Consider the following 22,294-nt stretch of genomic DNA (forward strand, 5'->3'; position numbering starts at 1 on the left):
TTTGCCAAACCGCCTAAAGCTCAGTAAATTCAGCAAAGTTCAGGGTTTTGGGGGTTAGAGGCATGCTCCCTGAACGCTCGGCGCCGCTTCCGCGACCATCCCTGGCTCCTTTCCCTCTGGGAGAGGGGGCAATGCAAACAACTGTAGATTTGTACAAACAACTGTAGATTTGTACTGAGATGATCTTGAGAGTTTTGGACTAGAGCTGGGTGGAGCTCTCCTAAGACTAGTAAGACTAGGTAGCCCGTAGCTGCACCGGCATAACCAAATAACAGAGCCGCATTGCCCCAAGGGGCTTCCAGATGGCCGGCTGCGTGGCGCCGTTTAGCTCCAGGCTCACCTGCTGCGTATGAAACACCCTGAGGGCATCCAGCAGGTAACGCACATTGAAGGCCAGCTCCAGGTCAGGACCAGACATCTGCACTGGCAACGATTCCTCGCCACTGCCCACATCGGGCGCCTCGGTGCTGATGCGCAGGGTTTGGGTTGCGGCAGAAAGATTGAACTTGACGATGTCGTTTCTTTGGGCAGCGAGTACTCCCACCCGTTCCAGCGACTCAATCAAAGGCCGACGCTCCAGGGTTATCTGCCGCTCAAATTGCCTGGGAATCAGGCGGTTGTAGTCGGGATATTGGCCCTCCAAAAGGCGGCTGGTGATCCGCTGTTGGCACTGCGTTTTGCCGGCGCGAGGAGGCAGCACAAACTGCACCTGGGATCGGTCAAACCGCAATTCCACCGTAGAGGCCGCGGTCTGGGTGCCGAGGATGCGCTCCACCTCTCGCAAAGTGCGAGCAGGAATGGTGAAATCCAACCCTATTTCCCCATGGGCCGAAGCAACCGGGATCCCTTCGGCCTCCACCTGCACCATCGCCAGACGGTGCCCATCGGTGGCTGCAAACTCCAGGCAAGGGGGATCCCCCGCCAAGAGCTTGACATGCACCCCTGTGAGCACCTGCTTGGTCTCATCTCCAGAGGCCGCAAAAAGGGTTTGGCCGATCCCCTGCAACAGGCTCTCGATGGGCAGCTCCAGGGCCTGAGCTGTTGGGCTTTCCTCCCCCACAAAATCGCCATCTGCGTCGGCGGTGCGGAGCAGTATTTCCGGTAGGGTGGGGTACTCTTCAGCCGACAGGCTGCGCACTTGATACTGGCCGGCTGCCGACATGAGAATCACAGGGGCACTCTCCTGGGCTTGGCTGCTCGCGTCAAGAGTCACTGGGCCGCTGGGCAGACGGCTGACGATGTCGCTGAGCAGCTTGGCCGGCAGGGTGGTGCGACCGGATCCCCTGACCTGAGCCTCGAACTCGCTGCGAATGCACAAGTTCAAGTCAAAGGCGGTCAAAGCAACCCGCTGAGTTTCCGCGTCGGCCTCCACCAACACATTGGCCAAAACGGGCAGGGCGGGGCGGCTGGCCACAGCCCGTCCAACGGAAGCGAGGTGGTGGCTGAGATCGGCTTGCTCGCAGGTGAAGCTAAAACCCTCCAGCGGCGCGTCAACAGCTTCGTTAAAGCGGCTCTCCCCACGATAGGGAGCTGCAGTCTTGCTGCTGCGCAACACCGGCGCGAACGACTCGGTTTCCGATTCTCGATCCACAGGACGCTGAGCTTGCACCATCAGGGGAACTTGAGGGCTGAACATGCACATCCTACACCGGCTGCCCCGACTGGATCCCTGCCCTTGCAGACAAGTTTTGGAAAATTTGCCTCGCGCGTAGGACAGATCTGAAATTTCGATCCCTGCCTAATTTAATTTTTTGATCTAGTAGTAGTAGGGGCTGTGGAAACTGTGGAAAGTGATCGTCAACACCTTGTGCCATGAGCTTTTGAGCCTATTCCCCACCTGTGGAAAAACTGTGGATAACTTGGCCACTTTTCCACAGGGTATTTATACTTGTTAATAACTTGGGGGGTTTTTCCACAGGTTTTCCACAGATTTTCCAGGTTTTTCCACAGGTTTTCCACAGGCTAATGTTATGGTTTTCTGACAAATTCATAAAAATTAACGCACAGTCAGTGTGAGATCCCCTAAGGTAGTGAATCCTTCCCCCTAGATATGGCTGGGGATTCCACCGGAGCTGGGGCGGGCTTCGCTGGATTTCCACAGGTTTTCCACAGGCTGTCGAAGAAAGCCTGGGATATTGCTCTGGGCTTGTCGGCCTTGCCTGGCCACCTGTAAGCTGACACGGGATTTTTGGCAAGACCCCAGAGGAGCGGGAAAGCGCTCTGCGCACCAGAAGCGGCAAAGGAGGTCAGGATGAGGATGGGACAGCGCCTGACCCAAAATTGGGCTGCTGCAGGAGCGAGTCGCAATAGGGATGCGGTCTAGAGTCCGTACCCGCGAAGGGCCAGGCGTAGGTCAACGGGATCCGTTTTGGTGATGGCGGGAGCGCAGCACGATCACGTCAGAAAGCTGGCGCAGTTGACTTTGAACCTGGGTGAGCTGTTTCTTATCACGTACATCGATACAGAGATCGATCAGGGCGGTGCGGTTGGCAAAAGTTTGTACCTTGGCATTGCGAACATTGATACCTTGATCCGATAGGCGGGAAAGGATGTCCCGCAGCACCCCAACGCGGTCGATAACCTCCAGATGCAGTTCTACCGGGTAGATCTGGGCGCTCTGCCGCAGTTGCTCTTCGTTCCATCGTACCGGCACCAGCCGTTCCCCCGAAACCTGGGCCACCCTTGGGCAATCCCGGTGATGGATGCTGATCCCCTTAAAGCGGGTGACCACGCCCAAGATCGGATCCCCCGGCAGCGGATTACAACACTTGGCCAACTGGTGTTTCAGACCCTCCACCCCCAGAATGGGAGATTGGGATTTGACGGAACTGGAAGCCACAGAAGCCCGCGGCAACAACAGCTTGGATCCCTCAAGCGATTCCTCCTCTGTGGGAGCAGATACTGCCGGCCTGCTGACCTCCTGCAGCCGATGGATCACCAGCGTGGGGGTTGTCTCACCATAACCCAGAGCGGCTAACAAATCCTCTACACTGGCGTAGTTGAGCTTTTCGGCCACCTTCTGCATCCGCTCTGATTTGAGCAGGGCATCAAAGCCCGTTTTGCCCAGCTCCCGCTCCAGCAAATGCCGGCCCCGCGCGATGTTTTGCTCACGATTTGAGCGCTTAAACCATTGGCGAATGCGATTGCGGGCAGAGCTGGTGGCAACGAAATTGATCCAGTCCAGGCTGGGATGGGCATTCTTGTGCGTGATGATCTGCACAATGTCGCCGTTGCGCAGGCGGGTATCCAGGGGCACGATCTTGTTGTTTACCCGCGCTCCTGCACAGTGATCCCCAATTTCGGAGTGGATGCGATAGGCGAAGTCCACCGGACAGGATCCCTGGGGCAGGGCCAGCAAGTCCCCCTTGGGCGTGAAAACGTAAACCTCGCTCTCAAACAGGTTCTCGCGAAGGGTGTCCAGATACTCCTTGTCATCTTTGAGGTCGTTTTGCCACTCCAACAGCTGTCGCAGCCAGGTGAAGCGCTCCTCGTCGGGCTTGACAGTGGTGCTGCCGGCCTCCTTGTACTTCCAGTGGGCGGCGATCCCGTACTCAGCCACGCGGTGCATCTCTTCGGTACGAATCTGCACCTCCACCGGTCGTCCCTGCAGGCCGATCACTGCCGTATGCAAAGATTGGTAACGATTGGCCTTGGGCAGACCAATGTAGTCTTTGAAACGCCCAGGGATTGGGCGAAAGCAGTTGTGAACGACTGCCAGCACCCGATAGCACTCGCTGTTGGTATGCACGATCACCCGCACTGCCGAGAGATCGTAAATCTCGTGAAATTCTTTGTGCTGCTGCTGCATCTTGCGATAGATGCTGTACAAATGTTTGGGCCGTCCGCTGATCTCAAAGCGTTCCAGTCCCGCTTGAAGAAGGTTCTGCCGCAGCTCTTCAATAAAAGCTTGAATCTCTGCCTCTCGCTCGGCGCGCTTGGCATTGACCAATTCTTGGATCTTCCGGTAAGCCTCGTAGTCCAGATACTTAAAAGCCAAGTCTTCCAGTTCCCATTTGAAATGCCAGATCCCCAGCCGGTTGGCCAAAGGGGCGAAAATTTCCATGGTTTCGGCTGCAATTTGCCGTTGCTTACTGGGGGAGAGATACTGCAGCGTGCGCATGTTGTGTAAGCGATCCGCCAGCTTGACCACGATGACTCGAATATCTTTGGCCATGGCCACAAACATGCGGCGGAAATTTTCCGCTTGCTGCTCGGTTTTGCTGGAGAAATTGAACTTAGAGAGTTTGGTAACTCCTTCTACCAGTAGGCGAACTTCAGAGCCGAATTCAGCTTCCAGGGCTTCTGGGGTAACTTCTGTATCCTCAATAACATCGTGCAAAAGGCCCGCTGCCACCGTCACCGCATCTCCCCCCAGCTCCCGCAGGAGAGTGGCCACGGCTACCGGATGGGCAATGTAGGGATCCCCCGATTTGCGTTTTTGGCCCTGATGCAAACAGTAAGAAAACTCAAAGGCACGGCGCAGCAGATCGGCTTCTTCAGCCGTGTAGGGCCGCAACCCATCGCCGGGATCCTCGGCACCGGAAAGCAGAGCACGCAGCCACCCTGGCACCTCAAAACCGAGGCTATTCAGGTCGAGACCTCCATCTGAGGTGGCAATGACAGCCGTCTGACCCATGCGAACCCGGCGAAAAGGGATGTTTAATTACTGACTATAGTTCATCCAGCTTAGCCGCCGACAGATTAGAGGAGGAAAAAACGGCTGGAATAAAAAGAGGCATTGGCTGTCTGCCAACGCCGACCGCTTGCCATCCTCGGCAGATCGAGGCTTAGTCTTCGCTCCACTCCTCGCAGTTGCCGATCAAATCGCAGAGGGGATCCGAGGGGCAGTAGTCTTGCAGCTCCAGCTCTTGGGCAATCGCCTGCCACTCCCGCTGCGGGAAAAAGGGTTGCAGGTGGGCAATGGCTGCAGAGCGGCGTAAGACCCCCTGCTGAATGAGGCGACGAGCTTCCTCCTGGATGGCCTCAACCGCATAGTGGGTGGCTTGTAAAGTGGGCATAGCTTAACCTACACGTGGAATGGATGGGACGCACCGAGGGGTCGGGAAAATCTTGCCCTGTCACCCCCATCATAGAACTGGGTCTCGTTTCGTAGCAAGAGATACAAGTTTGTATTGCAGGCAACCTTAAGGCCCGCTTAAAAGCCCAAGCCATCGGCTCCTGCGGTCACTATGCCTTTTTCTGGGTTCAGAGTGACGATAGATCCATCCCGGATTAAGCGGGTAGCATCCTTGACCCCCACCAGCACCGGCACCCCCAGCCGCAGGCCAATGACTGCTGCATGAGAGGAGGCTCCCTCTTCTTCGGTAATCACGCCGGCTGCCTGTTTGATCGCCTCCACATAGTTGGCGTCGGTGGATTGGGCAACCAAAATGTCCCCGGCGGTGATTTTGCCGGCATCGAGGCTGGATCTCAAGATGCGGGCCGGGCCGCTGACAATGCCCTTGCCAAACCCTTTGCCTTGAGCCACCACCGCTTTCACCACATCCACCTTGATCAGATCGGTGGATCCCGCAACGCCTGGCAGGGTTCCTGCACTGAGCACCACCAAGTCGCCATCCTTGAGCAAGCCATCTTCCTGAGCCAAGCTGATGGCCGCTTGAAAGGTCTGGCGGGTGGTGGCCAAATCCATAACCAACAGCGGATGTACCCCCCAAACCAACTGCAGCCGCCGTGCCACCTCCACATGGGGGGTTACGGCCAGGATGGGAGTGCGGGGGCGAAACTTAGAGACATTGCGAGCAGTAGCCCCTGTTTTGGTCAGGGTCATCACGGCTACAGCATCCAACTCTTGGGCGATCTCCCCCACGGCGCGGCTGATCGAGTCGGTGATCAGGGTTTTGGGCCGCATCCCGGCAGGACTGTTGCCGTTGTTTTGGCTCAGCTCCTGCATGGCAAGGGCGCGAAGGCGTTGTCGTCGGTCGGCGGAGGTCAGGTCAAAGTAATCGCGCTCGGTGCGCACGGCAATGCGGGCCATGGTGGCAACGGCCTCGACAGGGTATTTGCCCACAGCCGTCTCGTTGGAGAGCATGACAGCATCGGTGCCATCCAAAATGGCGTTGGCCACATCGGAGATCTCGGCACGGGTGGGTCGGGGGCTGTGCACCATGCTGTCCAGCATTTGGGTGGCCGTAATCACCGGGATCCCCAGGGAGTTGGCCAGGGCGATCACCCGCTTCTGCAGGATCGGCACCTCTTCCGCGGGCAGCTCTACCCCCAGATCTCCCCGCGCCACCATCACACCGTCGCTGAGGGCCAAAATCTGGGGCAGCTGTTCAATGGCCTCGTGTTTCTCGATCTTGACGATGATGGGTACCCGCTTGTCGGCTGAGCCGGAAGAAGGCCGTTTGGCTGAGGCAATGAGCTCCCGCAGCTCCAGCACATCAGAGGGATCCCGCACAAAGCTGAGGGCCACCCAATCCACCCCTTGGTTGAGGCCGAAGTAGAGATCTTCTTTATCCTTTGGGGTCACGGCGCGGATGCTCAGGCGCACACCGGGGAAATTGACCCCCTTGTTGTTGGAGAGGGTACCCCCGACAATGGTGCGGCAGAAGAGTTCGCCCGCTTCCGGATCCACGGCTTCCACCCGCATCTCCACTCGACCGTCGTCGATGAGGATCGTCGCTCCTTCGGGCACTTCTTGGGCCAGCTTGTCGTAGGTGACCCAGCTGCGCTCTTGGGATCCCAAGACAGGTTTGCTGGTCAACACAAAGGGATCCCCTGCCTTGAGGGTGATCGAGCCTTCGGCGAACTTGCCCAGGCGGATTTTGGGCCCCTGCAGGTCTTGCAAAATGGCGACCTGGATGCCCAGATCCATCGCGGTTTGGCGGATCAGGCGAATGCTGCGGCGGTGTAGCTCGTGATCCCCATGGGAGAAGTTCAGGCGAAGGGTGGTTGCCCCTTGCAGGATCATCTCCCTGAGAATGGCTGGATTTGAGCTGGCAGGGCCGATGGTGGCAACAATTTTGGTGCGTCGAAAAGAATCCCTCAAATGCATGTCCACTGTTCCCAAGGGAGAGCAGCCCAGATCCTTCCCCCACATAGGGATCTCTCTGATTACGATAACCCGTTATGTCTTTTTTGAGGCACCGCTTTTTTAAAATCCCCAGCGAGAGAGGATGGGAAAATAGGCAAAGCAGAGTGTAGAGATCCATCTGGAGTCGAGCGATGCCGGTTGCCCCCGAATACGCCTTCCCCTTCGAGCACCATCAGAAGTTCTCTCTCGACAACCCCACCATCTCCAGCCCAGGGGTTTCCAAGCGGGAATACATAGCCAGCAGAGTACTGCAGGGTATCGTGAGCAATCCCCAGACTCCTGTTGGCGATTTGTCTCCTGAGCAACGACAGGCTTTGGTCTATACGGCGGTGTCATTGGCAGATGATTTGTTGGCGGCCCTCGGCGCTCAGTAGAGAGGTTCTTGAGATTGCAGCGCACCCTCTTGGGGTGAGGTTTAGGCCGAGGTTGACCGTTCGCGGCGGGGGGCCGTAGGCTCTGCTACTACCTACGCCGCAGCCGTTGAGTCAACTCTTCCCCCAAGCGCATCCATTCTGCCATCCCTTCGGGACTCACCTGTCGGTTATTTTGCCAAAGAATGAGGTGGGCGCCAGCTCCTTCGGCGCAATAGTTGGGATGCTGCTCCCAAAAACCAAGGACGCCAGGATGGAACCGCAGCCGAACTTGGGCTTCATTCTCTCCTCGCAAGAGATAGCTCCGGGAGAACTTAGGGTGGCTCTCGAAGTTGATATCTTGCATGCCAAAGGCTTTGGCGATGCCGTGGAAAAGGGCATTTTCGGGGTGCAGCCGAAAACGGGGCAGATGAAGATCCTCGTGATAGGCGTAGAAGACGGACTGGCGATAAGTGCTAGAACTCTTGCCACTGCCCCGGGTGTACTGGTAATCAAAAAGGGCAATCTCGGTGCCGTCGATCAGCCGCTTGGACATCGAATTATAGAAACGCCGCCCATGGCCTCGTTCAAACAGTCCAAAGCCTGCTTGCAACAAGCGAGATCGAATCTCTTCAGGCAACTGGGCAGAAAAGCGCATTCCTAGCTGTGCAGCTACCCGCTCCAGAGCTTCTCGACGTTTCTTTTCGTGGTAAAGGGCTAGAGCCAAGATCCCGGCAGCCAGAGCTAAAAACAAGATAAAAATAAGCAACCCCATACCGTCTCCCTCGGCTTACAGACTGCAGCGCCCATCCCCACAATACCTGAGCAGATTTCCAAAAGGATCCCTGCCTTCGACCATTCAGCCGAGCGGTCTCCTCTTGTCTTTTGTAGAGAAGTGACCCAATACAGCTGAGTGTGTCAAAGTTTGACGAAATTGTAGGGAGCGGTGAAGTTGTTGTAGCGAATGCGCAGCCGCCCCTGGAAGGTCTGGTCTAGCTCCTCTACTTTTTGGGCAAAAACCGGCTCATCTTCCCAATTGATCAAAAACGAGCCGTTGTAGGCCATGTTTTCGGTGAGCAGATCTCCTTCTACGCGGTCGCTGGCCAAGGGGCTGAGGGCTGCTGTAAAGGTCTGGGCAATGCGCTGACGTCGCTCCTCTAAGAGCTGCTCCAGAGCCCGTCCGATCTCGACTACCGCGTCCAGCCCCAGAGGAGCGCCGGCCATTTCGTCTCGCCGAGCTTTGAGGGCAGGGTTTTCCTCTAGCCCCAGCTTGAGCTCCTGCTCGGGATCCCAGAAGACTTTGACTCCCACCTCCCGCTTGCCCTCCAGGCGCTCCAGCAGAGCCAGCAGATCCGCCAAGCGGGGCTGCACCAAGTCCCGTTCCACCTGCTCCCAGCCGCTCACCACCAGGCCAAATTGCAGAGGCAGCAGAGCCCGGTGTCCCTCGTTCATCACTTTTTCCAGCACGGCCTCATGGGCGAGCAAGTTGGCCCGGCTGGCCAGGTAGCGCTCCTGTCGAGCCTGGGAGTACAAGAAGGCCAGGGATCCCAGCCCATGAACCTGCACCGGCTGCTTGTCCAGCCCCACCACACTCAGATGACGCGGGCCAGGGGCAGCGACGATCCCGTAGAGGTAGAGGGCGCTATGGGGATTTGCCGTTGGCATTGCTGCGGGCATCTCCGATCAGCCACGTGAGGTTGGACTCTTCGGTGTCGATGGCATTGCCATCCGAGGAAATGCAGTAGCGACCCATCACCATCTGGTGGCGTAGGGTCACGCCTGCCGCAATCTGGGTGTAGTTAAAAATCAAGCTGCCATCCAGCGTACACCCTTCATTCAACACACATCCGTAGCCAATTGCCGTGGGGCCGATGAGTTTGACCCCGTCCGCCAAATAGCTGCTGGCCCCGATGTAGACCGGTGGCTCGATGTGGATGCGATCCCAGTTGGCGCGGATGTTGATCCCCGTCCATACGCCGGGTTGAATCTGGATCCCAGGCACCTTGACTCCCTTGATCTCGCCGCGCAGCACTTTTTGCACTGCCAGCCAGTAGTCGTGGGTGCGGCCAATGTCCACCCACTGAAAGTCAGCCGTGATCCCATAAAAGGGGGCACCCGCTTTCACCAAGGCCGGGAAGAGATCGCTGCCGATGTCGTAGGGGCAGCCAGGGGGAATGTAGTCGAACACTTCCGGCTCGAAAACATAGATGCCGGTGTTGATGGTGTGGCCGAGGGCCTCTTCCCGCCTAGGCTTTTCTTGGAAAGCAGTGATGCGACCCGTCTCGTCGGTGACTACCACCCCATAGCTGGAGACCTGGCTGGGATCCACCTGCCGCAGGACCACAGTGGCCAGCGCTCCCTTGGATTTGTGGAAGTTGACGATCTGCGTGAGGTTTAGGTCGATTAGCGCATCCCCACAGAGCACCACAAAGGTGCTGTCGAAAAATCCGGAGAAATCCTGGATCTTGCGCATACCGCCAGCGGAGCCCAGAGGTTCGGCCACCGGCTGGCCGTTCTCAAAATGGCCTTCGAAGGAAAAGCCGATGTGAACCCCCCATTGCTGCCCATCTCGAAAGTAGTCTTCGATTTGGTGGGCCAAGTGGCTGGTGTTGACCATGATCTGGTCGAAGCCGTGTTCCCGCAGCAGCTCCACCAAAAATTCCATGACAGGCTTGTGCAAAATGGGGATCATCGGCTTCGGCATCATGTAGGTGATGGGCCGTACCCGCGTGCCTTTGCCTGCTGCCAGGATCATGGCTTTCATGCCGTCGTCACTCCTCCGGGCTAACCGTGCTCTGACTTTATCATCCCAGGATCGGCATTCCAGAGAACCGGCGGGGCTTTCAAGAGGCTGGGGAATCGCTGCTGGGATTCCGATCCCCTACAATCGAGGGGGCTTGCTCTTCTGGGCATTTCGCCAAGGGTTTCCCCTGAGCCCCTCGTTTTGCCCCGTCTCTCCTGAGAGTTCCACCCGGCAGACGGGGATCCCAGCATTCTTACATTGATTGCTCCTGGCCCAAGATTCAGACGGATGTATCAGACAAATGTAGTAGATCCTGAAAAAGATGCTGGATGGCCGTCCCGACAGCCCACCCATCACGATTGCCCTGGCCAAGGGGGCCTTGCTGCCTGAGGCCATTCAATGCCTGCAGCAGGTGGGGATCGATTTCAGCCGTTTTTTGGATCCCGGCAATCGCCTGCTGCGGATTGAATCCCCCACCCGGCTGAACGGACAACGCTACGAAGCGCTGCTGGTGCGCACTCACGATGTGCCGGTGTACGTGGAGTACGGGCAGGCGCAGTTGGGCATTGTCGGCTACGACGTCTTGCGGGAGCGCTATGCCGGCACCGAAGCGCGGGTGGCCCACCTGTTGGATCTCCAATTTGGCCACTGTCGCATGTCGGTGGCCCTTCCCCAAGATAGCCCCTACCACTCGGCAGCTCAGTTGCCTGCTCATGCCCGCGTGGCTTCTAAGTTTGTCGGCTGCGCCCGGGAGTATTTTGACCGCCTGGATTTGCCGGTGGAGCTTATCTCTCTCTATGGTTCGGTGGAGTTGGCCCCCCTCACCGGCATGGCCGATGCCATCGTCGACTTGGTAGCCACAGGGCGCACCCTGAGGGAAAACGGCCTGATTGAGCGAGACTGCCTATTCGAGAGTACAGCTCGCCTGATTGCCCATCCCATCAGCTACCGTGTCAACCAACAGCCTATCCGCGAGTTGATCACCCAGATTCGGGAACGCTGGCTGGGATCCCTGTTGGTGGGTGGCTAATTTTGAGGCACTTCCTCTGAGGGGGATCACGATTGCGTACAATGGGGGCATTCGGGCTTATTTCCCCCAGCAGCGTTCAGATTCAAAAAAGGTTTTTCGAGGTTGATTATGCGGTACCGTCCACTGCTCGCCATCCTGTTGGCGCTTTGTTTGAGCGTCTTTGCTGTTCCGGCTAAGGCTGCCAAGGCGCCGCTGACCTATGACCAGATCCGCAACACCGGCAAGGCCGCCATTTGCCCTTCGGTCTCGGACAACGCCCGGGGCCGTATCGAAGTGCCTAGGGGGGGATCCCTGAAGCTGACGGATGTCTGCTTCCAGCCGGTGCAAATTGAGGTGGAAGAGGAAAAGCGGAACGGCGAGAAAGAGTTCATCAAGGCCAAAAACATCATGATCTCAGCGGCCACTCTGGGGCCGATTAAAGCTGAGGTGACTCCCAAAGACGGTGCGCTGGAGCTCAAAGTGGTGGATGGGATCACCTTTCAGCCGACCACCGGCCAAATGCCCCGCCGCGAGCTGGTGCCGTTTCTGTTTAGCGTGAAAGACTTGGTCGCCACTGCCCAGGGCTCGGCCATTGACCCTTCGACCGATTTTGAAGGGGAGTTCTTGGTGCCCGGCTATCACAGCAGCACCTTCCTCGACCCGCGCGGGCGGGGATCCAACACCGGCTACGACACTGCGGTAGGTCTACAGGCTGCCAAAGATGATTTTGCCACCAACCGCAAGGTGGACGAGGTTTCCCAGGGGAAAATGTCGCTGCGGATCGCTCGCGTGGATCCCAGCACTGGCGAAATGGCGGGATCCTTTGTTAGCATTCAGCCTTCCAGCACCGAGCAAGGGGCGATGGAACCCCACACTGTTCGCGTTCAAGGCTTGTTTTACGCTCGCCTGGCGCAGGAGTCTTGAAGAGGCTTGAGGAAAGCCGAGAAGAGATCCAATTTCGGGCTTGAGATGGGCAGAGATCCCGGCGATCCCTGCCTATTTCTGTTGATACTATGTCTGTCTGGGTTTGCCCGTTGGGGAAGTGTGCAGCGATAAAGTCTGGGCCAGATGCCGCCACAGGTTCATTTGCAGATGGCCGATGCCACTAACCTGCCTTTTATGTTGACCCTGGACCCAAGGGGACTCTCAATCTGGACTCAAGGAAGCCCTTTGTGAGTTCCGCTTCAGCCAGTACCGCCACCAGTGCGGATCCGAGTTCTGCTGCGCTTGCTACCCTGAACGGAGCCACTTTGCCGCAAGATGAGGTTCAGGGCAAAGAGGGAAGTGATGGCCAACTACGACTGGATTCTGATCGGCGGTGGGATTACCGGGGCAGCCCTAAGCTATGAACTGGCCCGCCAGGGGGGATCCGTTCTGCTGATGGAGAAAGATGGAGTGCTGAACGGAGCAACCCGCTACAGCTACGGGGGCTTGGCCCATTGGGCGGGCAAAACGCCGATGCTCAAAGCTTTGGGGGAAGAAGGGATCCAACGCTACCGCACCCTGTCAGAGGAGTTGGAGGCAGACATTCAATTTCGTGAGCTGGACCTGCTCATGCCCATTGCCCCCGGCTGTGATGTGGAGGCTGTCGAGGCGGATCTGGCCGACTGTCGCATCCCACCCCGGCGGATTTCGGTGGCGGCAGCCTGCGAGCTGGAGCCGCTGCTGGATCCGGCCGCTCTGGAAGTAGTCCTCTGGGCTCGGCATGGCCACATCAACCCCTTGTTGACGGCGCTGGCCTTTCAAAAAGCCTTGCAACGATTGGGGGGATCCCTCTTGATCACAACAGCAACGGCCCTGCGGCGGCAGGGAGCGCGCATCACGGGCGTAGAGTCCGGAGCCGACTGCTACGGAGCAGGCCAGGTGGTGGTGTGCGCCGGCGGCTGGACACGGGCTCTGTTGCGCCAAGCGGGAATCCGGGTGCCCATCTACTACACCCATGCCGAATCCCTGGAGCTGGAGCCCTCGGATTTGCAATTGAAAGCGTTGGTGATGAGCGTGCCCGTGCAACGCTTGGAACTGGAACGACAAGCCGCCCATCCCGATCGGGATCCCCTTTGGGACGAGCCAGGGCACGAGCTTTGCCCGCCGATTCTGGATGCCGGGATCCTGCAATTTGTAGATGGCAGCATTCGCATGGGCCAGATCAGCCGGGTATTGACGGATCCCCATGCCGAGGTGGATGCAGCCGCCAGCGAAGCCCAGATCCGGGCACAAGCCGGTCGCTACCTGCCCAAGTTGGCCCACCTGCCTGGACGGTGGTATCGCTGCTTGGTGGCCTTCAGCGCTGATCACCAGCCTCTGGTGGGATCCCTGCCCGGCTGGGAAGGCTTACAACTGTTTTCCGGCTTCAGCAATCCCCTGCCCATCCTGCCCGCTTTGGCCCGTCGCTTCGCCCAACAAGCCTATGGACAAGCGGATGAATGGATCCCTGCTCTGTCGCCGGCGCGGTTTGCCCAGGTTTTGAGTTGATGCCTTGCCTATTCTCGATGACCATCGCCAACAAGTCTGGAATACGGCTATCCCGTCTGCAGCATAATGAAAGCCGGAAGTTCTCTGCGTCGGATCTATGCCCAACAGCTTGCCCAGCTCCGTCGATCTCAGCCAGAAGCGCATTTTGCTCACAGGGGGCAGCGGCTTTTTGGGCAAACATGTGCTGCAACAGTTGCAGGTGCTGGGGGTAAAGCCGGAGCAGGTGCGCATCCCGCGCTCCCGCACCCAGGATCTGCGCCGTTGGGAAGTCTGCCAAGAGGTAGTGCAAGGGCAAGATATCGTCATCCATTTGGCCGCCCACGTGGGTGGCATCGGCCTCAACCAAGCCAAGCCGGCAGAACTCTTCTACGACAACCTCATCATGGGATCCCAGCTCATCCACGCCGCCTACCTGGCCGGGGTGGAGAAGTTTGTCTGCGTGGGCACCATCTGCGCCTACCCCAAGTTTACCCCCGTTCCCTTCAAGGAAGAGGATCTCTGGAACGGCTACCCAGAGGAGACCAACGCCCCCTACGGCATCGCCAAGAAAGCCCTGCTGGTGCAACTGCAAGCCTACCGACAGCAGTACGGCTTCAACGGCATCTACCTCCTGCCGGTGAACCTCTACGGCCCCATGGACAACTTCGACCCCGAAAGCTCCCACGTCATCCCAGCCTTGATCCGCAAAGTGCACGAAGCACAGCAACGGGGCCAAAACTATGTCGAAGTGTGGGGGGATGGCAGCCCCACCCGCGAGTTTTTCTATGCCGAAGATGCGGCCCGCGGCATTGTCATGGCCACCCAGCTTTACGACGGGGCGGATCCCTTGAACCTGGGCACCGGCGAAGAGATCTCCATCCGGGATCTGATTGCCCTCATCTGCGAGCTGATGGAGTTCCGGGGAGAGATCCGCTGGCAAACGGACAAGCCCAATGGCCAACCCCGCCGCTGTCTGGATGTCTCCAAGGCCCGAGAGAGGATGGGTTTTGTGGCCAAAGTCGGCTTGCGGGAAGGGCTGCAGCGCACCATCGACTGGTACCGCCGCCACGCCTGCTCTGGGCAAAGCTAGGCAACCCCTTGGCTCTCCAGCCGGCCATCCTCCATGTGCAGCACCCGATCTGCAATGTCCAGGATGCGGTTGTCGTGGGTCACCATGAGGATGGTGCAGCCCTGCTCCCGCGCCAGCTTCTCCATCAGGGTCACCACCTCGCGGCCCGACTTACTATCTAGGGCTGCCGTGGGCTCGTCCGCCAGCACCAGCTTGGGATGGCTAACCAAGGCGCGGGCAATGGCCACCCGCTGCTTTTGTCCGCCGGAAAGCTGTTCCGGGTAGTAGTGGACGCGATCCCCCAGGCCCACCGCCGCCAGCATTGCTTCCGCTCGCTGCTGGGCTTCCTGAGGAGAGAGGCCGTTGTGCAGCTCCAGGGCCATGCGCACGTTTTGGGCTGCCGTCAGGGATCGCAGCAGGTTATGGGCCTGGAAAATGTACCCGACCTGGCGGCGGATTCGAATGAGAGTACTGGGCTGAGCTCCCCGCAGCTCCTGTCCCAACACCCGCAAGCTGCCCTCCTGCACCGAGCGCAAGGCCCCCAGCAGCGTCAGCAGGGTGGTTTTGCCGGAGCCGGAAGGGCCAGTCAGCAGCACGATCTCCCCTGGCTGCAGGGCAAAGCTAATGTCGAAGAGAATCTGCTTGCGCAGGGATCCCTCGCCGAAATAGTGGTTTACACCTTCGGCTTTCACCACTGGCTCAACGGCATTCTGGGCAGAAGCAAGGGCAGCTTGATCGAGAAGAGGAGTCAGCATAGGAAACTCAAAATCTCAAAACTTTGCGTTGACAACTCATTGACCACTTAGGCCGTCATTTGGAGCGTTGAGATGAGACCATTTAGAAACCTTTGGCCGGAGAGCGTTGATGAGGATCCCAGCAGTTTTTAGACAGCCTAGCTCAAACCCTTCACCATCCATCCGATCCCCTTTGGCAGACTATTGACTTACCAACGCCCCGGCGCCCTGCCCACAGCCAAAACTCTAGAAAATGTCGGCAGGATCGGCTGCCCGCAGCCGTCGCACGGCAATCGCTCCTGAGATGAAACACATGCTCACCGCCAGCCCCAGCACCAGCACTGCCCGGTTGAAGGTCATGGCAATAGGCAGCAACGTGGCATTGGCCGTCAAATCGTAGAGCAAAACCGACAGGGCAAAGGCAGGAATGTACCCCAATCCGGCCAGCAGGATCGCCTCTTGAAATACCACTCCCAGCAGGTAGGTATCGGTATAGCCCATGGCTTTGAGAGTGGCATATTCCGCCAGGTGATCCGACACATCGGTGTAGAGAATTTGATAGACAATCACAATGCCGACAATAAAGCCCATGCCCACCCCCAGGCCGAAAATAAAGCCGATGGCTGTGCCCTCTTCCCAGTAGGTTTGCTCCATATCGATAAACTCCGCCCGTGAGAGCACCCGCACATCTTCCGGCAGCAAAGCCCGCATCTGCCGCACCAAGGGATCCGGATCCACACCCGGCTGGAGTTGCACCACGCCGATATCCACCAGGCCGCGCCCCCGCTGCGGAAAAATGCGCAGGAAATTGAGATCGCTGGTGAGAATGGTGCCGTCGGCTCCAAAGGTGGCCCCCATCTCAAACAGGCCCCCCACCTGGACGCGGCGGTTTCCCACCTCAGTAACCACCTCTCGCCCGGACTCAAACCACTCTGGGATGGGGCCAAACTCGCTGCGGGAGCGGCGGTCAAAAAGCACCACGTCCGCCTTTTTGATCTCTTCCAGCTTGTCCGGCGTCAGTTCCGGCAAGTCCAACAGATCAGCCGAGGGATCCACTCCCACCACGAAAATGCTGCGGGTACGGCGGGTCTCCGGGTTTTTCCAGAGGGCAAAGCCCACATAAACGGGTGAGATGGCCCGCACCCCCTCAAAGCCCAGAGCCTGATACAGCCGCCGCTGCGAGAAGGTGTTCATGGCAATCAGGGCGTTGGACTGAGGGCTGACCAGGAAGATCTCTCCCTTCAGGGCCACGTGGAAGCGGATGGCACTTTCCAGCAAGCTATCCTGGAAGCCCAACTGCATGAACATCAAGATGCAGGCAAAGGCGATGCCCGCCAGGGCCACCAGCAGGCGGATCTTCTCCCGCGTCAGTTGCAGCCAGGCCAACGGGATCCGATGGGCGATAAAAGCCACACTGAACAGGCTGTACATCCCCCCGCTTTACCCCTCGACATCAATGGCCACATTCACCTGCAGGTTGGTCAGGCCAGCCACGCGGGCGCTGCTCTCCGGATCCAGGCGGATATACACCTCTACCACGCGGGCATCCACATCGGCAGCAGGATCGGTGTTGAGCACATCTTTCTTGCCAATCTGCAGGCCCACCCGCTCCACTCGGCCCTGCAGGGTTTCTGGCAGAGCGCGGTTGCTAATGGTGGCCTGCTGGCCTGGCCGAACCCGCAAGATGTCTGTTTCGTAGACCTCGGCCACCACCATCATTTGGTCAGTGTTGCCCAGCTCGAGAATGCCCTCGCCGGCGGGGATGACCTCTCCAGGGCGGGTGTGGATCTTGAGCACCTGTCCAGCACGGGGAGCGCGGATGAGGGTGCGCTCTAGGCGAGCTTCTGCCAGTTCCAGATTGCGGGCCAGGGATCCCAGTTGGACTTGGGCTTGGGCCAGACTCAGTCCCGCCTCGGCAGCTTGGACTTGGGCTTGGGCATTGAGCAGATCCCGCTCACGGGCCAGGCGCAGTTGGCTCAGGGTGGCTTCGGCAGCCCGCAAGTCCTCCTGTCGTTGCCGCACCAGCAGCCGGCGTTGATCCAGCTCTTGTTGCGAGATTGCTCCTTCCTGCCAGAGCTCCTGAAAGCGGGCCAGATTGGCCTCGGCATCGGCCAGTTCTGCCCGGATACGTTCCACCACCGCTTCCTGGGAGCGGATTTGCATCTGTTGCGGCTCGTCCAGACGGCTGAGGCGGGTGCGTGCCTCTTGGATTTGGGCCTGACTGAAACGGGTCTCGGCCTGCAACCGGGCGCGGGCCTCTTGAAGTTGGGCGGCAGCGTACTCTCGCTCCGCCAACCGCTCGGCGTAGCTTTCCAAGCGGGCCAGCACTTGGCCTGCCACCACGCGATCCCCCTCGGCCACCAGCAGCTCTCCCAGCCGTTCTCCGGGGGAACCGGCAATGCGCAGCACTTCCCCCTCCGGCTCCAGGCGACCCAAAGCACCAACTTGCGGAGGCAGCCGCATTTCCACCGTTGCCTCTGCACTTCCCGATACCGACTGTGTGGCTCCCTGTTGGCTCAATCCCAGCCATGCCAGACCGGCACAACCAAGCAGCCCGACTCCTGCCAGCGACCAAAGCGCTCGTGGGTTCATGGCCTTTTACCCGCTGTAGCTTTGCAGACGACAAACGCCGCCTCTTTTTCTTAAATAAGTGTAAAGTTTTTGGGATGAAAATGTCCAGCTGTATTCTGTGTTGCTTGTGCTCACCGTATTTTCACCCCCTGTGGGTTCCCCAAGGTGCCGGCAGATCACGGCAACCGGTGGGGCGCAGCCTACCTAGCTCTGGGGATTCCTGATATGATGTGGCCTGTTCGAACCTGTTTGTAGTCAGCAGAACGCAGTCCTTTTTTTGGAGTGTGGCGGTTTTAGGAGTGGGGTGGAGTTGCGATGGTGGAAACAGTTGGAGGAGGGGATCCCATCCCGCCGTTGCCGGTTCGGTCTCAGCCTCCGCCCCTGCATTTGGATCCCCTAGATCCCTTGCTTTCCACCTATCACTTTGTGGGCATTGGTGGAGTGGGGATGTCGGCCCTGGCCTATATCCTGGCTAAACAAGGGTTTCGCGTTTCCGGATCCGACATTGTCGCCAATGGCCGTACCCGCCGCCTGGAAGCTTTGGGGGTGCGCTTCTTTCAGGGCCACAGCTTGGAGGGGTTGGTTGGGGATCCCCAGGTGGTCTATTCCAGCGCCATTCGCCCCACCAATCCAGAATTGGCTGCTGCCCTGGGCAAGGGATTGACGGTTTGGCACCGGGCAGACTTGTTGGCGGCTCTGTTTAACCGTCGCTCTGGCATTGGGGTGGCCGGCACTCACGGCAAAACCACCACCAGCAGCATGATCGGCTATGTGTTGCTCTCGGCGGGCTGGGATCCCACCTTGATCATCGGCGGGGAAGTGGATGCCTGGGATGGCAATGCCCGTCTGGGCCAGGGGGAGTATTGGGTGGCGGAGGTGGATGAGTCGGATGGATCCCTGGTGCGGCTCTATCCCAAGATTGGGGTGATCACCAACATTGAGCTGGATCACCCCGATCACTACGCCGATTTGGGGCAGGTGATCCGGGCTTTTCAACAGTATGGGCAGCAAAGCCAAACCCTGGTGGCCTGTCTGGACTGTCCCAACGTGGCGGCTCACCTGAGGGTGGATGTGGGCTACAGCCTGACCGGTCATCCCCAAGCCCAGTACCAAGCCCGTCAGATCCTCTACACTGCCAATTCCACCTGCGCTGAGATCTGGGAAAAGGGATCCCTCCTCGGACAGCTTCGCCTACAGGTGTTGGGATCCCACAACCTCAGCAATGCCCTGGCGGCGGTTGCCGTGGGGCGACAGTTGGGCTTGGAGTTTGCGGTGATTGCCTCAGCTTTGGCGCAATTTCGGGGGGCGCATCGCCGCTTTGAGCACAAGGGGGAAGTGGGTGGAGTCACCTTTATCGACGACTATGCCCATCATCCCAGCGAGATTCGAGCCACCCTGCAGGCAGCACGGCTACAGCAGCGGCGGGTGGTGGCCGTGTTTCAGCCTCATCGCCACAGCCGTTTGGCTGCCTTGTTCCAGGATTTTGCCCGCTGCTTTGGGGAGGCGGACGTGGTGGTGATCGTGCCTACGTATGGGGCAGGAGAGCCGGCGCCTGAGGGTTCCGACAGCTTGCGCTTGGCCGTGGCGGTGGCGGAGCACCATCCCCATGTGCGCTATGTGTCGTCTTTGCCGCGATTGCCGGAGGTGTTGCCGTCCGTCCTGCAGCCTGGAGATCTCGCCGTTTTTTTGGGCGCAGGGGACCTAAATCAGCAGATAATCGCTACGATGCGGGCATATGCGGCTCAGGTGAGGGAACAGCCTGGGCAAGCCAAAAATCCAAACTTCAGCTGAAAAGGAAAGCCAAAAATCCAAACTTCAGCTGAAAAGATAGCTGCTTCTGAGGTATTGAATCATGACGACGGCTCCGGTGGTGCCTCAGCGGGACGGTTCCTGTGAGTCTGAGGCGGCAAGTCTTACCGCTGAAGACAGGCTTCTCCCCCGCGGGCCGGCGGCTCTGCTATCTGGACGAATTCAATCGGGGATCCCGTTGGCTCCTCTGACCACCTTTCGCGTGGGCGGCAAAGCGGAGTGGTATTGTGAGCCCCGTAGCCATCTGGAGCTGCAGCAGTGTTTGGCTTGGGCGCGAGCAGAAGGGATCCCCACGACGCTGTTAGGGGCAGGCAGCAATCTGCTCATCAGCGATGCGGGGTTGAAGGGGCTGGTGATCGGTACCCGCCGTCTGCGCGGGATGCAACTGTTGGCGGGGGGGAGAATGTGGGCCGCTGCCGGAGAGCCTTTGGTCAATCTGGCGCGGGCCGCCGCCAGGCAAGGCTGGAGTGGTTTGGAGTGGGCCATCGGGATCCCGGGCACGCTAGGGGGAGCCGTGGTGATGAATGCGGGTGCCCACGCTTGGGCCATGGCAGATGTGCTGGTGGAAGTGCAGATTTTGGACGAGGAACAAGAGCCCTGCCGCCTAGAACCTGCCGATCTGCAATTTGGCTATCGCCGCTCTCGCCTGCAAGACTCACCCTGGACGGTGACAGGGGCCACGTTGCAGTTGATCCCAGACAGGGATCCGGCCCAAGTGCAATGGGAGACCCAGCGCTACCTCAACCAACGCCTAAGCTCTCAGCCCTATCATTTGCCCAGTTGTGGCAGCGTCTTTCGCAACCCAGAGTCTCACCCTGCCGGCTGGCTAATCGAGCAGGTCGGCTTGAAGGGGTACCGCATCGGTGGGGCCCAAATTTCAGAGCGCCATGCCAACTTCATCCTCAATTGCCATCAGGCGAGTGCTAAGGACATTTACCGCTTGATTCGCTTGGCCCAGGAAAAGGTCTATCAACAATGGTCGGTGCTTTTGGAGCCAGAAGTGCGCATTCTGGGATCCTTTGAGGATTAGAGGAGCATTGGGCAGACAATTTAGACTGTTTTCTTTTGGTGATTTTGATGATTCTGCTCTTAAACTGTTCTTACCGCCTTTTGTAGATGTTCGCCTATCGGCTTATGAGTCAAGATGTAGCCACCTTACGTCGTTTAATTCAACGGCTCAATCAGTCCCACACCACTGCGGAAGAACGCCGCTATTTGGTGGAGATCGGCAGCCTGGCTGCTTTGCTCACCCCGGAAGAGGCTGCCGCTTTGGCCCAAGATCCCAAGCAACTCACCGCCGAGCAGCACTATCGCATTTGGGACTGGGTGCATCGCTGGGAACGGGAGCACCGCCACGAAGATCTGGACTGGGATCCCTCTCTAGACCGACACAACGACTAGAACTCGAAAGAATCCCGTCCCGCTATCACGAACAAATCCCGGCCAGAGTCTAAGACAAAAGCCATCTCCAAGTCTCATTTTTGAACAGGATCCACACCCCCAAACCCATGAGAATCCAGGGCACCCAGCGCTCTCCCCGCTCGGCCAAAACCTTGGCTACTTCAGGTTGCATTGTCAGTTTTTGAGCCACTGCAAACCACAATCCCTTCATCAGAAAAAAGATCGTGGAAAAAAGGGCCAACTGAGGAGGGGTGCTGCCGGCAAACAGAGGAACGTACAGGCTGACATTATCTCCACCATTGGCAAAGGTGAGGAGCATGGACATCAGGGCTGGTGGGGGCAAAAAAACTGACCAAGCCTTTTAGGTTGGGCGCTCTTGCAGTTCTTCCAGCTCTTCTTCCAGGGCTTCTTCCAGCTCAGGTTGCCACAATTTCCAACCGCCTACCGCAATCGGGATCACCCCCAGCAGCCCAATCGCAGGTGGCGGCAACAGCAGGCCCCCCAGGTATCCCAGAGAGCTGAGCAGGATCAACCCTGCCAAGCCCAAGTAGCCCCCCAGCCAAATGTGCCAGCCCTTCCACAGGGGTTGCAGCTGCGCCTGGGCAAACAACAGAACCAGCAAGAAAAAGTCGTCGATATGGGTGGCAACAAAAGCGAGGATCCCTTCGACTAAAGTTGCCCAGAAAATTGCCAGCGGCATAGGGTTAAGAAATGGGGAAGATGGCGCTGATATCGACGAGGTGAAACTGAAGCAGCCCAACAATTGCCGAAGTATAGGCGGTAGAAGAAGCCAGCCCAATCAAGAGATCGCGTTTCATATTGCGGGGTTTCTCGCCTTTCTCGACGACATCCGTAGCGCCAAACTGCATCATGAGAATGCCCATCAAGTTGGAGAGCCAGTACCCCACGAGGGTTCCGCCCAAAAACCACTGTGGCTGCCACAAGCTACAAAGGTAGCCGAACCCATAGGCAATCGGCAGATTGAAAAACAAGTCATTCCACCAGGAAAGGGGAGACAGCATAAACCCCAAAATCAGCTTACTAGCGCAGGAGCCCCGCACTGTACCCGTAGGGTCAGTGTCGGGAGGAATGCGCTTTGATGA

The 22,294-nt window shown here is 58.4% G+C and carries 19 protein-coding genes and 1 pseudogene; 8 read left to right on the forward strand and 12 right to left on the reverse strand.

What is annotated here, in order from left to right:
- Positions 1–235: 235 nt before the first annotated feature.
- From dnaN to pyk, 4 genes are all read right to left on the reverse strand, one after another.
- Positions 236–1,612, reverse strand: a complete 1,377-nt coding sequence (dnaN, locus tag NW840_RS04605) for a DNA polymerase III subunit beta (RefSeq protein ID WP_414342680.1) — start codon at positions 1,610–1,612, stop codon at positions 236–238.
- A gap of 741 nt (positions 1,613–2,353) precedes the next feature.
- Positions 2,354–4,636, reverse strand: coding sequence for a RelA/SpoT family protein (locus NW840_RS04610; RefSeq protein WP_414342657.1), 2,283 nt, complete (start codon positions 4,634–4,636; stop codon positions 2,354–2,356).
- Between the two features lie 151 nt (positions 4,637–4,787).
- Positions 4,788–5,018 (reverse strand): DUF4327 family protein, encoded by a 231-nt coding sequence (locus NW840_RS04615; protein WP_414342658.1) that lies wholly within the window; start codon positions 5,016–5,018, stop codon positions 4,788–4,790.
- 137 nt (positions 5,019–5,155) lie between these two features.
- Complete coding sequence (pyk, locus tag NW840_RS04620; RefSeq protein ID WP_414342660.1) at positions 5,156–7,015, reverse strand: pyruvate kinase; 1,860 nt, start codon at positions 7,013–7,015, stop codon at positions 5,156–5,158.
- A 170-nt stretch (positions 7,016–7,185) separates the two neighbouring features.
- On the opposite strand from pyk, the gene NW840_RS04625 reads away from it, so the two are divergent.
- A complete protein-coding gene (locus tag NW840_RS04625) occupies positions 7,186–7,428 on the forward strand; it encodes a hypothetical protein (protein WP_414342662.1) in 243 nt (80 codons plus the stop codon).
- An 88-nt stretch (positions 7,429–7,516) separates the two neighbouring features.
- Here NW840_RS04625 and NW840_RS04630 read toward each other — a convergent pair whose 3' ends face one another.
- From NW840_RS04630 to NW840_RS04640, 3 genes are all read right to left on the reverse strand, one after another.
- On the reverse strand, positions 7,517–8,179 hold the full coding sequence (locus NW840_RS04630; RefSeq protein WP_414342663.1) for a hypothetical protein: 663 nt from the start codon (positions 8,177–8,179) through the stop codon (positions 7,517–7,519).
- Between the two features lie 143 nt (positions 8,180–8,322).
- Positions 8,323–9,069 carry a GvpL/GvpF family gas vesicle protein gene (locus NW840_RS04635; RefSeq protein WP_414342665.1) on the reverse strand — a complete coding sequence of 249 codons (747 nt, stop codon included), beginning with the start codon at positions 9,067–9,069 and terminating at the stop codon, positions 8,323–8,325.
- Complete coding sequence (locus NW840_RS04640) at positions 9,047–10,168, reverse strand: sugar phosphate nucleotidyltransferase (RefSeq protein WP_414329069.1); 1,122 nt, start codon at positions 10,166–10,168, stop codon at positions 9,047–9,049. Before NW840_RS04640 ends, NW840_RS04635 begins: the two co-directional genes overlap by 23 nt.
- 301 nt (positions 10,169–10,469) lie before the next feature.
- On the opposite strand from NW840_RS04640, the gene hisG reads away from it, so the two are divergent.
- The 4 genes from hisG (at position 10,470) to NW840_RS04660 (ending at position 14,697) form a co-directional block, all read left to right on the forward strand.
- The gene (gene hisG, locus NW840_RS04645) at positions 10,470–11,177 is read left to right on the forward strand and encodes an ATP phosphoribosyltransferase (protein ID WP_011433162.1); all 708 of its coding nucleotides are present in this window, start codon (positions 10,470–10,472) and stop codon (positions 11,175–11,177) included.
- A gap of 108 nt (positions 11,178–11,285) precedes the next feature.
- Positions 11,286–12,080, forward strand: a complete 795-nt coding sequence (locus NW840_RS04650; RefSeq protein ID WP_414342666.1) for a photosystem II manganese-stabilizing polypeptide — start codon at positions 11,286–11,288, stop codon at positions 12,078–12,080.
- A gap of 363 nt (positions 12,081–12,443) precedes the next feature.
- On the forward strand, positions 12,444–13,628 hold the full coding sequence (locus NW840_RS04655) for an NAD(P)/FAD-dependent oxidoreductase (protein ID WP_414342668.1): 1,185 nt from the start codon (positions 12,444–12,446) through the stop codon (positions 13,626–13,628).
- Between the two features lie 97 nt (positions 13,629–13,725).
- On the forward strand, positions 13,726–14,697 hold the full coding sequence (locus tag NW840_RS04660; protein WP_041436472.1) for a GDP-L-fucose synthase family protein: 972 nt from the start codon (positions 13,726–13,728) through the stop codon (positions 14,695–14,697).
- Here NW840_RS04660 and NW840_RS04665 read toward each other — a convergent pair.
- The 3 genes from NW840_RS04665 to NW840_RS04675 form a co-directional block, all read right to left on the reverse strand.
- Positions 14,694–15,431: a DevA family ABC transporter ATP-binding protein gene (locus tag NW840_RS04665; protein WP_414342670.1), complete on the reverse strand. Its 738-nt coding sequence runs from the start codon at positions 15,429–15,431 to the stop codon at positions 14,694–14,696. The two genes, NW840_RS04660 and NW840_RS04665, sit on opposite strands and share 4 nt — an antisense overlap.
- A gap of 225 nt (positions 15,432–15,656) precedes the next feature.
- Positions 15,657–16,841, reverse strand: coding sequence for an ABC transporter permease DevC (gene devC, locus NW840_RS04670; RefSeq protein WP_414342672.1), 1,185 nt, complete (start codon positions 16,839–16,841; stop codon positions 15,657–15,659).
- Positions 16,842–16,850: 9 nt separating this feature from the next.
- Entirely contained in the window at positions 16,851–18,002 is a 1,152-nt protein-coding gene (locus NW840_RS04675; protein WP_414329074.1) for an ABC exporter membrane fusion protein, read from the reverse strand.
- 333 nt (positions 18,003–18,335) lie between these two features.
- Between NW840_RS04675 and murC the strand changes: the two genes are divergently transcribed.
- The 3 genes from murC to NW840_RS04690 all read left to right on the forward strand — a co-directional run bounded on the left by murC (position 18,336) and on the right by NW840_RS04690 (position 21,191).
- Positions 18,336–19,772 (forward strand): UDP-N-acetylmuramate--L-alanine ligase, encoded by a 1,437-nt coding sequence (gene murC, locus NW840_RS04680; protein WP_414342682.1) that lies wholly within the window; start codon positions 18,336–18,338, stop codon positions 19,770–19,772.
- A 61-nt stretch (positions 19,773–19,833) separates the two neighbouring features.
- Positions 19,834–20,820, forward strand: a complete 987-nt coding sequence (gene murB / locus NW840_RS04685; RefSeq protein ID WP_414342674.1) for a UDP-N-acetylmuramate dehydrogenase — start codon at positions 19,834–19,836, stop codon at positions 20,818–20,820.
- Between the two features lie 104 nt (positions 20,821–20,924).
- Positions 20,925–21,191, forward strand: coding sequence for a hypothetical protein (locus NW840_RS04690; RefSeq protein WP_414342676.1), 267 nt, complete (start codon positions 20,925–20,927; stop codon positions 21,189–21,191).
- Between the two features lie 49 nt (positions 21,192–21,240).
- On the opposite strand, the pseudogene NW840_RS04695 reads toward NW840_RS04690, so the two are convergent.
- A pseudogene (locus NW840_RS04695) lies at positions 21,241–21,891 on the reverse strand (cadmium resistance transporter).
- Positions 21,892–21,895: 4 nt separating this feature from the next.
- Positions 21,896–22,294, reverse strand: a 399-nt coding sequence (locus NW840_RS04700) for a hypothetical protein (protein ID WP_414342678.1), incomplete at its 5' end; no start/stop codon positions are given.

Origin of the sequence: Synechococcus sp. R5-13 (genome assembly GCF_047462015.1) — a bacterium.
Classification (GTDB): domain Bacteria; phylum Cyanobacteriota; class Cyanobacteriia; order Thermostichales; family Thermostichaceae; genus Thermostichus.